A 17,222-nucleotide genomic window follows, 5' to 3' on the forward strand; every position below is an offset into this window, starting at 1 on the left:
ATTCCTTTCCATTACGCACTATTTGCCGGATTGCAGGGCTTTAATCTTATCGCGCAGATATGCCGCATGTTCGAATTCCAGCAATTTAGCTGCCGCCTTCATCTCGCGCGTCAGCTGTTCAATCTGCTGTTTCCGCTCTGCTGCTGTCAAGCGCTTCCCTTTCTTTGGCTTCGCGTCGTCCTTATGTGTGGAAATTTCCAGGACTTCACTGACCTTTTTCACAATGGTCTTTGGCACAATGCCGTGCTCTTCATTATATTTCATCTGAATCGCACGGCGGCGTTCCGTTTCGCGGATCGCCATTTCCATTGAAGGCGTCACGGAATCCGCATACATAATGACCTGCCCCTTGGCATTGCGCGCCGCACGGCCGATTGTCTGGATCAAGGAGCGCTCTGAACGCAGGAAGCCCTCCTTATCGGCATCCAAAATCGCTACAAGCGACACCTCTGGGATATCCAGACCTTCACGGAGCAAATTGATCCCCACCAAAACGTCGTATTCACCGAGGCGCAAATCCCGGATGATCTCCATGCGCTCCACTGTGTCAATGTCGTGGTGCATATAACGCACACGAATCCCTGCATTTTCCAAATAGGCGGAAAGATCCTCCGCCATTTTTTTGGTCAAGGTCGTCACCAGTACGCGCTCATGATTCGCTGTGCGGAGATTGATTTCGGAAATCAAGTCGTCGATCTGGCCCTCTGTCGGCTTTACGATAATCTCAGGATCTACAAGCCCGGTCGGGCGGATCACCTGCTCGACGATCTGAGCGGATTTTTCCTTTTCAAAATCCCCCGGTGTGGCACTGACAAAGATCGCCTGGTTGACATGAGCATAGAATTCATCGAAATTCAACGGCCGGTTGTCATACGCGGAGGGCAACCGGAATCCATAGTCGATCAACGATTGCTTGCGCGCCCGATCCCCTGCATACATAGAGCGCACCTGTGGCAGCGTGACATGGGACTCGTCCACAAAGAGTAGAAAGTCCTCCGGAAAATAGTCCAGCAGAGTGCAGGGCTGGCTTCCCGGCGCACGCCCAGAAAGCACGCGGGAATAGTTTTCAATGCCTTTGCAGAAGCCGATTTCCGAGAGCATCTCCATATCGTACTGCGTGCGTTCCCGGATGCGCTGGGCCTCGATCAGCTTTCCATTCGCTTCAAAGAATTTCACGCGCTCTTCCATCTCGGCTTCAATTTCTTTCACTGCGCGCTGCATCTTCTCACGCGGCACAATATAGTGCGATGCCGGATAGATGGCAACGTGCTTTAATTCCGCCCTAAACTCTCCTGTCAGGGCATTGATCTCCGTAATCCGGTCAATTTCGTCCCCGAAAAATTCCACACGGATGACAGTGTCATTCGACTGCGCGGGAAAAATCTCAACGACGTCGCCCCGCACACGGAACTTGTTGCGGATAAAATTGATATCGTTTCGCTCGTATTGGATTTCCACCAACTTCCGCAGAAGGTCATCCCGGCTTTTCTGCATCCCTGGGCGCAAAGAAATTACCATTGTGCGGTAATCAATTGGATCGCCCAAACTATAAATGCAGGATACGCTAGCCACAATGATTACATCGCGGCGCTCGGACAACGCTGACGTCGCAGAATGGCGGAGTTTATCGATCTCATCATTGATGGCGGAATCCTTTTCGATATACGTATCGGTTGTGGCGATATACGCCTCTGGCTGATAATAATCGTAATAGGAGACAAAATATTCAACCGCATTTTCCGGAAAAAACTCCCGGAACTCCGAGCACAGCTGTGCAGCGAGCGTCTTGTTGTGCGCCAGCACCAGCGTTGGACGGTTGACCCGTTCGATCACGTTGGCCATCGTAAAGGTCTTTCCGGAGCCCGTAACTCCCAGCAGCGTCTGCTCCTTATCACCATGAAGCAGCCCTTCCACCAATTGGCCGATCGCTTTCGGCTGGTCTCCCGTCGGTCGATATTTCGAAACCAATTTAAAATCCATATTTCTGCTCCTATTTGGTATTGGTTCGCTCTTTCCCTTCCCGCACGCTGTCCGCCGCCCGAAGGGATACCCGCGGTTGTCTCTCATCTGAAAACAGGTGGGCCATAATGCCGCTTTCTTTCAGAGAGGTAAAGTCCCGTCCGGCAATAATAATATGGTCAATCAACAAGACTTCAATCTCTTTCAGGGCATCAAAAACGCGCGAGGTGATGTGGAGATCTTGCGGACTCGGCAGGGCACTGCCGCTAGGATGATTGTGCGACAACACTGCATAGACCGCCCGGTAACGGGCGGCCAACGCTACAATGTCCTGTATATAAATGTTGGTCGTCACAGCGGTTCCCGCGCTGACGATGTCACAATAAATCACGCGGTTAGAGCTATCCAAAAGCATCAAGACCACCACTTCTTGAGAAAGGCCCACATATCGTTTCATCAGGTAGCGCGCCATATCCTGGTAATCGTACATACGGACGCGCCCTGACTCCCGGTCCATTTCGTAGCAGCGAAACGCCTGTGGCAGCATCTTTAAAAAGGCAGCCGCAACTGGCCCCACGCCGTCGACCTCAAGCAGCTCCTCATACGGCGCATCCAGCACTCCGGAAAAAGAGCCAAACCGCCGGATCAACTCATGCGCCAAAGGGTTTGTATCTCCCCGCGGGTTACAGGCAAAGAGTAGATATTCAATTTTTTCATGAGGGGCAAAAGCTTCAAAGCCGGATTTTAGGAACCGTTCCCGCATCCGGTCCCGATGTCCGTCATGGATATTTTTAGAACTCGGTTTCCGCTTCTTCTCTGCTTCCATATATTGCCCCTCTTTTCTCCCTCTCATTCGATTTTAAACCAGGTTCCATTCCGCTGGCCGATTCATAACATACCGGACAACATGCCGGTCTTGCCACTTTTTATGAGATCGGAAGATATCGATATTGCTACTCAGACTTTCCGGCTTCCGGGCTTAACCGGCTCGCCAGCACCTGCTTTGCAAAGCGGGCAATCCTGCGGCTCCCAGGACTCCACTTCCATAGAAATGACGGACTTAAATGGTACGCCAAAGTCGATCTTCCCGCCCGTGCGGTCCACAATCGACCCGACGCCAACCACGACGCCGCCAGCAGTCTTCACCAAATCAATGACCTCGCGAACCGAACCACCTGTGGTCACCACATCCTCCACAATTAGGACTTTCATGCCCGGGTTCACAACAAACCCACGGCGCAGGGCCATTTTCCCCTCTTCGTCCCGTTCGGTGAAATAGTTCTCGCACTTGAGCGGGCGGCTTACCTCATATGCCATCTGAACCGCGCCCATCGCCGGCCCGATCACGACTTCTACGCCATCGTTCTGATACTGCTCCGCCAGCGCGCCACAGAGTTCTTCGCTATATTTTGTGTTACGGAATATTTTTGCACACTGCAAATACTTATTGCTGTGACGTCCAGAAGTCAGGCGGAAATGGCCTTCCAGCAGTACGCCGGCCTCTTTTAAAATTTCCAAAACTCTTTCCTGCGTAATCATAGCAATCTTCTCCTTTTCCTGATCAATAGAAATTATGTTCTTATTATATACCAAAAGATTGAATTTGGGAAGCTTTTTATCCTTTCCTGTTGGAAAAAAGGGAATATGCATTTTCCCCCTTGACAAACGCCCCTTCGTGTTATATTGTATATATAGTACATATATAATATAACAGAAAGAAGGGGTCGCGTGGAAATCCATATCAGCAATTCGAGCGGCATTCCCATCTACGAACAATTGGTCACGCAGATTAAGAACCTCATTCTGAACGGCGCCCTTCAGGACGGCGAGGCTCTTCCCTCGATGCGGCTTCTTGCAAAAGAGCTGCGCATCAGTGTTATCACAACCAAGCGGGCCTATGAAGAATTGGAGCGGGAGGGATTTTTATGTACCGTGGTGGGAAAGGGAAGCTTTGTAGCAGCCAAAAACCCCGACCTTCTGCGGGAACAACAACGCCGCATCGTTGAGGACTCCCTTGCAAAGGCAGTAGAAAGTGCTAAAAACTATGGCATTTCATTGGAAGAATTGCAGGAATCCCTGCTCATTTTATATGGAGAGGACTGAGTGATTCTATGGAAAAGCTTTGCTTAGAAGTACAAGACCTAACAAAACACTACGACGCTAGTGAATTTTCTCTGGATCATCTGAACTTCAAAGTTCCTTATGGCAGCGTTATGGGGCTAATTGGTGAAAATGGCGCTGGAAAAACCACTACTTTGAAATTAATCTTAAATTTGATGCGGAGAGACGCAGGAACTATAAAGCTCTTTGGACTGGACAATATCCGTGATGAAGGAGCGATTAAGCAACAAATTGGTGTCGTGTTCGACGAAAACCATTTCCACGAATTGTTTTCACCGGCCGACATTGCAAAAATCCTACGAAGCCTATACCAAAAATGGGACGATAACCTGTTCCAGCAATACCTCAGACGCTTCCAATTGCCCGCGGATAAGCCGATCAAAACTTATTCGCGCGGCATGAAGGTGAAGCTTTCTATTGCTTCTGCACTTGCACATCATCCCAAGCTCTTGCTGTTGGATGAACCTACCAGCGGCCTTGATCCAGTGGTCCGTGACGAAATTCTCTCCATCTTTTTTGACTTTATCCAAGACGAGGAACACACGATCCTAATGTCCTCTCACATTACCGGAGACTTGGAAAAGATTGCCGACTATGTCACCTTCCTACACCAAGGAAGGCTGGTATTCAGCGGCGTGAAAGACGACCTACTGGATAGCCATGGCATTGTAAAGTGCAACGCAAGCGAGCGAAAACGCATCGACCCTAAATGGATTGTCAAACAGCGCACAGGGCCTTTTGGCTGCGAAATACTGGTCAACAACAAAGCCGCCGTTCGCCACCTCTATCCGGAGCTTTTGGTCGACAACGCTAGCCTGGAAGAAATCATGCTATTTCATGTGAAGGGGGAAAAATGATGATCGGTTTGATTCAAAAGGATCTTCTGCTGATAAAAAGGAGTATGGGAACCACTATGCTGATTCTCGCATTCCTGGTGATTGTTTTCAGCGCGAGTATGGGCGCTTCCGCTGGGATGGCTATGATACCAATCGCCTTTTCGATTCTCATCCTGGGTACGTTTGCCCTCGACGACACAGCCAAATGGGATGTATACGTACTATGTACCCCACCGGCTAAGCGGCGTATTGTCCTGTCTAAATACCTTTCCTCTTCGATCCTGATTGCGATCGGGGCCGCCTTTTCTGCTATCGCTGCAGTTGTTGCCTTACTCATCCGCAGCGAAACATGGTCCCTGGAAGTCACCCTTACCTTTCTAGCATCTGTTGGCCTGGCGTGCTGTATGAATGCCGTTTTGCTGCCACTGACATACCGTTTTGGCGCTGAACGTTCCCGCATCATTTTCATGGTTTTGGTTTTTATACCTACCTGCCTTGCAGTCTTGCTCCAAGGCCAATTGCCCGCCATCGCCTCCGTGGACGAAGCAACCATCATGAATATGTTAGCACTGTTTCCTGTCTTTGGTATCCTACTGCTTTTCCCCTCCTATTTCATTTCCAAGGCAATTTACACACACAAGGATTTCTAACCAATGGAACCCACCCATCCTCGGGCGCGTTGCCTTCGCTTTCCCCTTACACCGGGGGACGCCAAAAAACGTAAATCTACATTGGAAAAAATATGGCACAAACGCACTGCGTCCAACGGAACCTGCAAATTCCGTTGGACGCAGTGCGTTTATATTGTTAGCAATTGGTTGGGCAATCCATGACTTACCTTCTATCTTACAACATTGCCATTCCTCCGGTGGGAACGTGCACTTCTATGTGGTTTCCACTGCATCTTATGACTTTAGAAACGAGCGCATTTATAATTCTTCTCAGATGTTGGCCAACTTCTGCTTTTTCTGAATAGCAATGTAAAATAGCAACCCTATTGCCGCAACCAGCAGTTCTGTTGTTGGGAAAGCACACCAAACACCGTAAATATTCGCAAGCCAGGAAAGCAAAAACGCCATTGGGATAATGAGCAAAAAACCACGCAACAGGGAAATCATATGTGCAGGGCGCAGGTGCTCTGTAGAAGTAAAGTAGATCGAAATTAGGATATTAAACCCTGCGAACGGGCAGGCGGTAAAGTAGAGCCGCATCCCCTCTGTGGCAATGTTTTGCAACACAGCGTCCCCTTCGCTGTTAAAGATGCCTGCAATTTGTGAAGCTCCCAAAAATACGGTCACGTAAATCAAAACCGAAAGGATCAGCATGGTTGTCATGGCATATTTTAGGATCAACTTGATATTTCGGGTATTTTTGGCTCCGTAATTGCTGCTGATAATTGGTTGAATGCCTTGCGCAATCCCTGTATAGATGGCAATAATGACCAAAGATAGATTTGCAATCACACCATATGCCGCCACGCCAACATTTCCTGCCAAGTTCAATAGGATCGAGTTAAATACAATGATAACGATACCGGACGAGACTTCCGTCACCAACGATGGAACACCGCTGGACAAAATCCTTACAAACCGCCGTATTTCGGGCATACACTTTGCAAAGTGAAACTGATTGTTCTTTCTGATAAAATGAGGGGACAGGATCATCATACTAATGATCGGGGCAAGGCCGGTTGCAAAAGCCGCCCCAAAGATTCCCATTTGGCAAGGGAAAATAAACACCCAATCCAACACGACATTGGAGAGGCTTCCGCCAATCATCGCGGCCATTGAAAGCTGTGGCGCCCCGTCGTTACGGACAAAGCACAGCAATACATTATTCATCAAAAAAGCAGGTGCAAATAGGAGAATGACCTGCAAATAGGTTTTTGACATCGCATAAACATGCTCATCAGCTCCAAACAGCGTTACAATTGTCCCTGAAAAGAAAACTCCTATCGATACGAACAACACCGCAAATAGGGCCGCAAGGTAAACCGCATTGGTGAAGGTACGGTTAGCAGACTGCTGATCCCGTTGGCTTCTTTGAATGGAATATCTTGTACCTCCTCCCATGCCGATCATCAGACCGCTGCCATGGATAAAACTGTATATGGGGATTGCGAGGTTCAAAGCTGTAAGCCCGTATGTACCAAGCCCCTGCGATACAAAATATGTGTCGGCCAATATATAACACGATAGGCCGATCATCCCCATCACATTCAACGATACATATTTTGCGAATTCTTTAAAACAATTTGTTTTCACCATTCCGGATAACCTCCATAAAAAATAAAGGCCCACGTTGTGCTACGCAGGCCTATTGCACAAGAAAAACCCCGGCGGGTTCATCAGCAAGATTTGTTCCTTTGCTGTTTTTCTTTTATAAGTTCTTTCGCTTCTTTTCCGGTCATATGCTCGATGGTCATTTCCAGCATACATAAAGGAACCCAATCCCGGTCAATGGCCGCCTGACGGTGGGCATCATTGTCATCTGGCGCATATTTGACCGCGAGCTTTTCGATAGCCTCCCGCTTTTCCTGGCTGTCCTCCAGAATGCGAATCGTTCCAAAGGCAATGATGCTCCGAAAATAGGAAGTATATTCTTCCGGCACAACGAGGTCCTGGTCAATCACGCAAAAAGACGCTTTCGCGTTTCGCCGGATGGCATCGATCTTATGGCCGCTTTTTGCACAATGAAAGTACAACTTATAGCCATCGTAGGCATAACTGACCGGCACCGCATACGGATAATTGTCATCCCCCGAAAGGGCCAGCACACCAGAAGTCCCCCGATTTAAGATAGCTGTACATTCTTCCAAGGGCAGCTCTTGCCCGTTCCTGCGCATTTCTCGAAACATAGCGATTCATCCCTTTCCAGCCTGATACCTAATCCCCGCTCTTCTGACAAAACAAAAGCATTGACTTCCGTATCTTCTATGGCCTAACGATACGGAAGATCAATGCTTGATTGTTTACCCGGCGGCAAACAGCGTCCATTTATGCCAGGATATTATAGCATGCTTTTCTTTGCATGTCAATTCTATCCTTCGGCTATCCTATGGACTGATCTTTACACACGCATCGTTTCATGCTGACCGACCGGCGGTAAACTACAAAAGCAACGGCTGCGGACAATGCTTCTGCAATCCAAAAAGCATTCCAAACGCCAGCTGGGCCAAAAATCCGGCTCAATAAAAATGCGGCCGGGATAATTATAAGGATATACCGGCACACGGAAATAATCAGAGATGGTGTCCCCTTGCTAAGGCCCTCTAGAGCCCCTGACGAGGTCACAGACACAGCTGAAACAAGGAATCCCGCACTGATGATGCGAAGTGCAGTCTCGCCAGCGCGAATGGTTTCCGGTGTATGCGTAAACAGTCCAATAAGAGGCCCAGGAATAGCCAGGCAGATAATCGTTCCGAAGGCCATAATAATCCCGCTCATGCAAAGGACAATCCGATAAATCTGATTGACACGCTTATGTTCCCCTGCCCCGTAATTATAACCAATCAAGGGCCGCATTCCCTGGACAATCCCGTTGGCAGGAAGATACAGGAAAGTTTGCAGTTTATAATAAATTCCCAGCACTAAAATATAAACCTCGGAATACGCTGCTAAGATCGCATTCAGCGAAGAAATCAAAAAGGATGGCAAGGCTAGATTCAATGTTGCCGGTATCCCAACGGAATACAATTTCAAAACCATGTCTTTGTTTGGGGAAACATATTTTTTGCGAATATGGACGCGGATAGGCCGTACAAAATAAACGACGAGATAAATCCCTAAGGTAAGTGTTTGGCCAATCCCAGTGGCCAGAGCCGCTCCTTCCATCCCCATTTTCGGGAATGGGCCTATCCCAAAAATGAGCAAAGGGTCTAAGGCAATGTTTGCAATGCATCCACACATCAAGCTTACCATTGTGACCTTCATATTTCCCACCGCTTGAAAAATCTTCTCAAATGTTATACCCAGCACAATCATCGGCGTAAAGGAGAAAGCCACTACCGAATACCGGACGCCAAGCTCTATAACGGATTCCGACGAGGTAAACATTCGCAAGAAAGCTGGCATAAAGGCAATGCATCCAATGGTCATAACAACACCATGAATCACCGCAAGCAGTAATCCTTGTGTAGCGGCCATATCCGCCTTTTGGTGGTTTCCTGCACCCAGATGAAAAGCAATCACCGCATTCATTCCTACCCCAAAGCCAATTGCAACCGCATTGATGAAATTCTGAATAGGAAACACCAGTGACAATGCCGTCATCGCATCTTCACTGATCTGTGCAACAAAAAAGCTATCGACAATATTATACAGAGAATTCACCAGCATAGAGAGCACCATAGGGAGCGCCATCGAAAGGATAAGCGGCAGGACTGGCTTCTCTTTCATAAAATTTTCGTTCATTCTTCCTCCTCCATTCTTCAAAGCGCTTTCCTTCAAACTTAATGGACAATTTTTCACGCTTTTCCAATAAAAAAGCCACACAGCTATCATTTGATAACTGTGTGGCAAAAAGATGACAACGTCCGGAAAAGTCCACTACACATTTTGACTTTTATTATAATACCTATAGTTTGATAGTTTGTCAATACCGTACACTTATGAAGGGGATCCAATGGAGTCGTTTTTAGCTTCTCTTCACCTTTCTCTCGTGTAATCTTCTTTATATCAGGCATAGATTTCCTTTGACAGTTCAAAAACCTATTTTTTAGATCCATCTGGAACAAATACAGGTACTTTGTCGCGACCGCTAACGAAAAAAAAAGGGTCCCAACCAATCGTCTGATTGGTTGGGACCCCGTCTGCTTTTCTGGAGACCCATTCCGCTGAATAGTCCGTTTATTGTTCCATATCGCGGAGCTTCAGCTGCTAGCAAATATTTAAAACTTCCGCTTTCAAATAGGCAGCATCCTGAATCCCCTAGAAAGAATCCCTTGCTGTTTTTCCAGCGAGCTACGCCTCCAGAGAATCAACGACGCGATGGGAAAATCCGCAAAGACAAACTCTCAGCAGCTTCCAAAAACATCAAAGGAGATCAACCAAGATAGTGAATCATATCCAACAATTCACTCCATGCTTCGTTGATATCGTCCTGGGATGCTTTCGCGTTGTCCAGTACGTCCTTCGCCCCCTGATAGGCTTCCATAAAGGCCGCTCTTACACTTTCGTCCAACTGGTCGACCGTTCCGTCTTCCACATACGTTGTTGCATAATCATATGCCTGTTGCAGAATCGCTTTATCCGTCATTTCAAAGGTAAAGCTCAAATCTGCTTCAGCAACCGGTGTCTTAATTTCATAGGTGTATGTGGTGCCGCTGATATAAACCGGCTCTGCATCACCGATCTTGACAGAACTAAAGGTCTGTCCCTTTGTCTTCGGCGTAAAGGTAAGGGTAATAACGGTGCCGCTCTCTACATCTTTCACCTGGTACTTACCGAGCAGGTCCGCGATGAGCTGGCTTTCGCCGTCAACCGTCAACTTGACATTCTTCCCATACGATACCGAGATATCCTGCGGGCCTTCTGGGAGATTCGGAACCACCGTGAAGGTGATCAAGGTGTTCTCACCCTGCCATTCAACCGGTTTGCCGCCCAAGGTAATATTTCCTACATCGCTGTAGAGCGCTTCCCACTCTGCCTGCTCTGCCGGATCCAAACGATAACCCTTTTCTGCCAGACGTTCAATCGTCCGATCCGAAACGAGAACCTTCGGCTGGTTCAGGGTCAGCTTGCCGCTGTACTTCAAAATCGGCTTTTCTACGCCCTCTGCCACGAACTGATACTCGATCTGGATGGTGGTCTTCGGAACGATGACCGCCTCATAGGTAGCGTCCTTGTTACACTTAAAGGTGCCGGTCCATTTATAGATCTTGCCATCCGGGTCGTTCTTGTCTCTCCAGCCGGACCAGACATAACCATCCGCCACATTGACCGTCGGATAATAACCGGTACTGTAATCGTAACCCATTACTTCAACCGTCTGCGGGTCAATCTGCGTACTGGTAGCGCCACCCGTGCCGCCCTTGTTTGTCAAGGTGCCATACTTCGGGTCGGTGATCTCAAAGCGCCTTGTATACTGATACTTCTCAAAATGCGCTGTGTACGTTTCACCGCCAAACGGAACCGTCACGGTTTCTCCCAGTTCCACTCGATCGCCTGCGCTGTTCGTCCAATGGCTAAACGCATAGCCATTTGCCGGGCGGGTCGTCGGAACAGGCACTTCCGAACCAACAGCTCCCGTCTCAATGACAGGCGTCTGCATATTGGTCAGATCATTCAAATAACCGCCGCCAGCGCTCTTGAAGGTAACGGTCTGTTCATCTTCGACTTCCTCAACATCCGCGCCAATACCGATTCCGCACAGGACCGGATAGCCGTCGTTGATTTCTGCATCGCGGCCCCATTTTGCCCAAGACGAATGGGGCTCGGTATTTGTATCCAGCTCCAAAGCAAACGCGTCACTCTTGAGCTCTGCTTCCGTCTTACCGGTCGAGGTGTCCTCACGATTATTGAAAACTGCCCCACAACCAGCTAATCCGTTGCCGCTGTTATAATATGCATTTTGCAGCGTGCCTTTGGATTGGAAAGAACCTACCAAACCGCCGACCCAAGTAGAGCCTTCTCCCGCGGTAATCGTACCAGCTGCATAGCTGTTCTTAATACCACTGTCGGTATCAGCGCCGGCAAACGTTCCTGCCAAACCGCCAATCCGGATACCGGTCGCCTGGATATCACCTGTTGCAAAGCAATTGCGGATATCCGCCTTCTGTGCGTTGCCGATCAATCCACCTACTTCCACATGCGTCTTCTGCTCTGTGTTCGTAGAGGTAACATCGCCCGTTGCATAGCAGTTCTCTACATAAGTGGACGTGCTGCCGCTATAACTGCCAACCAAGCCAGCTACGAGGGTGGAACCCTGTACCGCTACTTCTGCATAAGAATTCGTGATGGTTGTTTCTGATGCTGTGCCAACCAAACCACCTACGCGGCTGGTGCCCATAATGCTGCTCTCGGGAGAAGCCGCTCGTACACCACAATTGTCGATTACCGTATCGTTTGCATAGCCAGCCAAGCCGCCTACATCGACGCGTCCATTGACCTGCTCCACTTCAACGGTCAGATTTTTGATAACGGAATTTCTGAGATAAGCAAACAAACCAACATACATCTCATCCGCTTCGTCAACTCTCAGGCCGCGAATGGTCTTTCCGTTGCCATCGACGATCCCGCCGAATTCCTGACTGCTGTTGCCAATCGGCGTCCAAGTATCTGCATAATCGGACACGTCAATATCGTTGACAATCTTAAAGTACTTCGGGCTGCGGGTGTCGGACAGCTTGCGCATCGTGTCAAGCTCTTTTGCCGTCGTGATCAAGTACGGATCTGCTTCCGTACCAGAACCCTCCGGCATTCCAGCCGAGACCAACTGTACTTCTACCTCAGCATACTTCGTCGGATCATCCACCGAAGTCGCACGAACTTTCAAGATATCGTTCGGTTCGTTTTCCGGAACGGTGAGGATACCGTTCTCATCAATGGTGCTGACATTGGAACGCTGTACCGACCATGTGACATTTTGCGATACATTTTCGCCTTCCACCGTGGCCGTAAAGGATTCTGTCGTACCTTTTTCTACCTTAGCGTTCGGATGAGTAATCGTTATCTTGGTAACAACAGGCATCTCTTCGACTTCTTCAACATCCTTACCAATACCGATTCCGCACAGGACCGGATTGCCGTTGTTGATTTCCTCATCGAGGCCCCACTTTGCCCAAGACGAATTGGACTCGGTATTTGCATCGAGTTCCAGAGCAAAGGCAGCGCTCTTGAGTTCAGAACCTGTCTTCCCTGTGGAGGTATCTTCCAGCTTGCTGGAAGCCGAACCACAGCCAGCGATACCGTTGTCGCTATTATAATATGTGTCTTGCAGCACACCGTTGGTTTGGAAAGAACCAACCAGTCCGCCAACCCAAGTCGAACCTTCTCCCGCTGTAATCGTACCAGCTGCATAGCTGTTCTTAATGCCCTTGCTGGAGCTGGCGCCGGCGAGCGTTCCGGTCAAGCCGCCAATCCGCTTACCGGTTGCTTGGATATTGCCTGCTGCGAAGCAATTGCGGATATCCGCCTTCTGCGCGTTACCGATCAAGCCGCCCACATGGATATGCGTATCCACGTCAGTGTTTGTGGAAGTAACGTCGCCTGTTGCATAGCAGTTTTCTACATAATGGGACGTGTCGCCGCTGTAGCTGCCAACCAGGCCAGCCACGAGGGTGGAACCCTGTGCCGCTACTTCTGCATACGAATTGGTGATAGTGGTTCTCAGTGCTGTGCCAACCAAACCGCCTACATTGCTGGAACCAACAATGCTGCTCTCAGAAGACGCGGCACGTACGCCACAATTGTCAATTACCGTATCGTTTGCATAGCCAGCCAAAGCGCCTACATAGACGCGCCCATTGACTTGCTCCACCTCAACGGTCAGATTTTTGATGACCGCATTCTTAAGATAAGCGAACAACCCAACATACATCTCATCCGCTTCATCGACTTTCAGCCCGCGAATGGTCTTTCCGTTGCCATCGACGATCCCGCCGAATTCCCGGTTGTAGTTGCCAATGGATGTCCAAGTTTCTGCATAATCGGACAGATCGATATCATTGGCAATCTTAAAGTACTTCGGGCGGTAGGTGTCGGACAGCTCACGCATGGCGTTGAGCTCTTTCGCCGTTGTGATCAAGTATGGATCTTCTTCCGTACCAGAACCCTCCGGCATTCCAGCCGGGACCAACTGCACTTCCACCTCAGCATACTTCGTCGGATCGTCCACCGAAGTCGCACGAACTCTGAAGATATCATACGGTTCGCTCTCCGGAACGGTGAGAAGTCCATCCGCATCAATGGTGCTGACATTGGAGCCGCGCACCGACCATGTGACATTCTGCGATACATTTTCGCCTTCCACTGTGGCCGTAAAGAGTTCTGTCGTACCCTTCTCTATCTTCGCATTCGGATGCGTAATCGTCACGCCTGTGACGACGGGCGCCTCTTCGACTTCCTCAACGTCTTCGCCAATACCGATCCCGCACAGAACCGGATAGCCGCCGTTGATCTCGGAATCAAGGCCCCACTTCGCCCAGGAGGACTTGGATTCGGTGTTGGCATCGAGTTCCAGAGCAAATGCGATGCTCTTGAGCTCTGCTTCCGTCTTGCCCGCCGAGGTGTCTTCCAAATCGCTGGACACCGTACCACAGCCAGCAATGCCATTGCCGCTGTTATAATATGTGTTCTGTAAGGTACCGTTGGTTTGGAAAGAACCAACCAGTCCGCCGACAAAGCTCGAACCTTCGCCTGCCGTAATCGTACCGGCTGCATAGCTGTTCTTAATGCCCTTGCTGGTGCTGGTGCTGGCCAGCGTTCCCGTCAAGCCGCCAATCCGGATACCAGTCGCCTGGATATCGCCCGTCGTAAAGCAGTTGCGGATATCCGCCTTCTGCGCGTTGCCGATCAAGCCGCCCACATGGATATGCGTATTCGGGTTTGTGTTGGTAGAAGCGATATTGCCCGTCGCATAGCAATTCTCCACATAAGAAGAAGTGTCGCCGCTGTAGCTGCCAACGAGGCCGCCTACCAGGGTGGAACCCTGCACCGCGACTTCCGTGTACGAATTCTTAATGGTGACATATAATGCCGTGCCGACCAATCCGCCGGTAGCGCTGCTGGTGCCTGCTACGATGCTGTCGTCCGAAGCTGCACGCACGCCACAGCCTGTAATGGTGCTATCTTTTGCATAGCCAACCAGGCCGCCGACATATCCTTTGCCACGCACCTGCTCAACTTCCACTGTGAGATTGGTGATGGTCGCATTGTCAATATACCCAAAGAGTCCGGCATACTGCTCCTCGCCCGTATCCACATTCAATCCACGGATGGTCTTCCCGTTGCCGTCGACAATACCGCCGAACCGGAAGGTACGGTTTTCACCGATTGGCGTCCAGGTTTCCGCATAACCGGACAGATCGATATCGTTGACAATCTTGAAGTACTTCGGGCTGTAGGTGCTGGAATAATCACGCATCGCGTCGAGTTCTGCCGCGGTCGTGATCAAATACGGATCTTCTTCGGTGCCGGAGCCCTGCGGCGTGCCGTCCTCAGCGATCTGTATCTGGATTTGTTTGGGAGCGCTTGCCGGATATTTTTCAGCATCCCCTTCTGCGGCGGTCAGATCCACCGACATCGGGTTGATAACGAGGTCAAGGTTGACTTGACGAACCTCTTCCGGCATATTATACGCACCGGTTACATCGATGTTCTGCGCTCTCAGAACCACTTCGTTAAATTTGAAGCCGTTTGTCACCGTACCGTCCAATTCGGTCAGCTTGGTCGGATAATAGGTGCCCTTCGCGGTCACCAGCTCCAAGCGGTTGAACGGCTCCTTATCCGGCTGCCCATCGATATGGGGCGGCGTATACTTCTTCCACTGCAAGGTAGCGGAAGTGCCTTCCCCAACGCCCAGCGTAAAGGCTTTCTCGCCATTGACAACAATGTCGTAATACGCCTTCGGCGGGGCTGCTTTCTTCACCGTAAATGTGATAGAAGCCGTTGCTGCGGAGACGACACTGCCGTTGATCTTGACCTTGCCGTCCGCCGTGTATTCCGCGGTTGCAGACTGGTCTGCCGGGCTGAGTTCATAATTGTCCGGCAGATTTTCCGGCAGGATGGTCCGCTCCGGCGCACCCTTTTTAAGGGTAACCGTATCCGTGCCAACTTCCGTTTGGCCGTCCATGTAATGGATGGTAATATCCATAGTCGCTTCCAGACGGACAACGTTCACCTCGAATGTAACAACATCCGGGATCGCAACATTGTTGCCATCCTCGTCCTTTGTCACATTGATGCTCTGTGAAGTCGGCTGAACAAGCTCGATATCGTCTACATTTTCAAGCTCTCCGATATCCTTCAGGCTTGCTCTGACATTATACGCGCTGTCAAATAAGGTAGCTACCTTGTTGACGCTCGCCACTTCCATGCCGTCCTGATCCACATATTTTACCGTATACGGGACATCCGGGGAATTCGTCTCAACGAGAATGTCCAGTTCTTCATCCGTGGTCTCTGCAGTCGGCGCAAGAACGTATTCTTCTTCCACCGGGACAGAACGAATCTTCTGAAGGCCGCCGGAAACTTTCTCACATTCGATCGGAACAATTGCGTCCGCATCAAACGTCCGGTCGGCATTCATGCGAACATCGTTGATGTGTGGAATATAGCCATTCTCTTCCTGATCCCATTCCCAGCTGACAACAGCCTTTTCGCCAACTGGTACGGTTACTTCCATGCCGCTCTTCAAGCCATAAGGATGTAGCACATATGTATAGGTCTCGCCATCTCCGGCGGCAAATGCCGTAGTGCCAGTAAACATCCCCAGAACCATTGTTAGGGACAAAAGCAGGGATAGAATTTTGGTTGAACGTCTTTGTCTCATCTACTCTTTGACCTCCTTTTATCTTTCTTCCCAAATTTCGAATCGAGCGGTTCTCCTTGTTTCAATTTCAGAAAACCGATGTCTCTCCTCCTTTCATATCATTTCTTTGCATCTCAAAAGAGCTGCAAAGCTTAGAGACGGTTATGAAAGAAATTGTTTGATATGAAACACTATTTTGTACAATTTCTCTGCATGTTGGCCTCTTTTTTAATACATGTATTATAACATTTATTGGAAATTTTTCGCAAGCAACCTTGCCAATGAGTATACAAAAGTATACATTAAATCCCTTTTCATGCACCTTCATTCCTGTTTCGAACAAAAGCCTTTTTCAAGATTATATATAAGTTCTATAATTGATATTATATTTGAATAAATTATATTCCTTTTATTATTTGATATTAACATAAGAATGCGATCATAATCTTCTTACTTTTTCGCAAATACAATAAAAACCTTCTGTATTTTCATTTTTCCACTTCCTGATAAAGAAATGTAACGGCTCAAAAGGAAATTCGATTTTTTGCCACGAGAGACAACGGAAATTTTTCTAAACTAAGAGGTCTGTTTCACCATTTTGGAACTACTTGTTTTAAACGGTTGCCCTTGTGCTTCCTGTAAAACTATGCTATAATGAGATTAACAGTCGAATAAAAGCAGAGTAGGGGTTCGCGCGTAAAGTGTCAGTCGGACGGGGAGTTGCCGCTGAACGAAAAGCCTTGGCTTGCGGTGCGACCTCCGCATCCCGCTGCTGCATCATTGGGACACCCCATCTTGCGGCAACATGCGCGTTTTTTTATAAAAACGTGCCTGCTT

The 17,222-nt window shown here is 49.1% G+C and carries 10 protein-coding genes and 1 riboswitch; of the genes, 3 read left to right on the plus strand and 7 right to left on the minus strand.

Translation table 11 applies throughout. The features are described from left to right. Positions 1–18 precede the first annotated feature (18 nt). From uvrB to pyrE, 3 genes are all read right to left on the minus strand, one after another. On the minus strand, positions 19–1,980 hold the full coding sequence (uvrB, locus tag B5F54_RS00730; RefSeq protein ID WP_087229065.1) for an excinuclease ABC subunit UvrB: 1,962 nt from the start codon (positions 1,978–1,980) through the stop codon (positions 19–21). Positions 1,981–1,990: 10 nt separating this feature from the next. Next, positions 1,991–2,785, minus strand: coding sequence for a JAB domain-containing protein (locus B5F54_RS00735; RefSeq protein WP_172749484.1), 795 nt, complete (start codon positions 2,783–2,785; stop codon positions 1,991–1,993). A gap of 131 nt (positions 2,786–2,916) precedes the next feature. Then, on the minus strand, positions 2,917–3,498 hold the full coding sequence (gene pyrE, locus B5F54_RS00740) for an orotate phosphoribosyltransferase (protein WP_087229577.1): 582 nt from the start codon (positions 3,496–3,498) through the stop codon (positions 2,917–2,919). Positions 3,499–3,687: 189 nt separating this feature from the next. On the opposite strand from pyrE, the gene B5F54_RS00745 reads away from it, so the two are divergent. Genes B5F54_RS00745 through B5F54_RS00755 form a run of 3 tightly spaced genes read left to right on the plus strand, consistent with a single transcriptional unit; the run spans position 3,688 to position 5,566 of the window. Then, positions 3,688–4,062 carry a GntR family transcriptional regulator gene (locus B5F54_RS00745; RefSeq protein WP_087229071.1) on the plus strand — a complete coding sequence of 125 codons (375 nt, stop codon included), beginning with the start codon at positions 3,688–3,690 and terminating at the stop codon, positions 4,060–4,062. Positions 4,063–4,070: 8 nt separating this feature from the next. After that, entirely contained in the window at positions 4,071–4,937 is an 867-nt protein-coding gene (locus B5F54_RS00750; RefSeq protein ID WP_087229074.1) for an ABC transporter ATP-binding protein, read from the plus strand. After that, positions 4,934–5,566 (plus strand): ABC-2 transporter permease, encoded by a 633-nt coding sequence (locus B5F54_RS00755; RefSeq protein ID WP_087229077.1) that lies wholly within the window; start codon positions 4,934–4,936, stop codon positions 5,564–5,566. The genes B5F54_RS00750 and B5F54_RS00755 overlap by 4 nt, the downstream gene beginning before the upstream one ends. 291 nt (positions 5,567–5,857) lie before the next feature. Here the strand turns inward: B5F54_RS00755 and B5F54_RS00760 are convergent, their stop codons facing one another. From B5F54_RS00760 to B5F54_RS00775, 4 genes are all read right to left on the minus strand, one after another. Continuing rightward, positions 5,858–7,183 carry an MATE family efflux transporter gene (locus B5F54_RS00760; protein ID WP_087229080.1) on the minus strand — a complete coding sequence of 442 codons (1,326 nt, stop codon included), beginning with the start codon at positions 7,181–7,183 and terminating at the stop codon, positions 5,858–5,860. Positions 7,184–7,263: 80 nt separating this feature from the next. Further along, a complete protein-coding gene (locus B5F54_RS00765) occupies positions 7,264–7,773 on the minus strand; it encodes a pyridoxamine 5'-phosphate oxidase family protein (protein ID WP_087229083.1) in 510 nt (169 codons plus the stop codon). A gap of 193 nt (positions 7,774–7,966) precedes the next feature. After that, positions 7,967–9,328 carry an MATE family efflux transporter gene (locus tag B5F54_RS00770; protein ID WP_087229086.1) on the minus strand — a complete coding sequence of 454 codons (1,362 nt, stop codon included), beginning with the start codon at positions 9,326–9,328 and terminating at the stop codon, positions 7,967–7,969. Positions 9,329–9,959: 631 nt separating this feature from the next. Then, positions 9,960–16,406, minus strand: coding sequence for a GLUG motif-containing protein (locus B5F54_RS00775; RefSeq protein WP_087229089.1), 6,447 nt, complete (start codon positions 16,404–16,406; stop codon positions 9,960–9,962). A gap of 655 nt (positions 16,407–17,061) precedes the next feature. Next, positions 17,062–17,159: riboswitch (THF riboswitch) on the plus strand. The last annotated feature ends 63 nt before the right edge of the window (positions 17,160–17,222 follow it).

This window comes from Anaeromassilibacillus sp. An250, from assembly GCF_002159845.1.
In the GTDB taxonomy this organism is placed as follows: Bacteria; Bacillota; Clostridia; order Oscillospirales; family Acutalibacteraceae; genus Anaeromassilibacillus; species Anaeromassilibacillus stercoravium.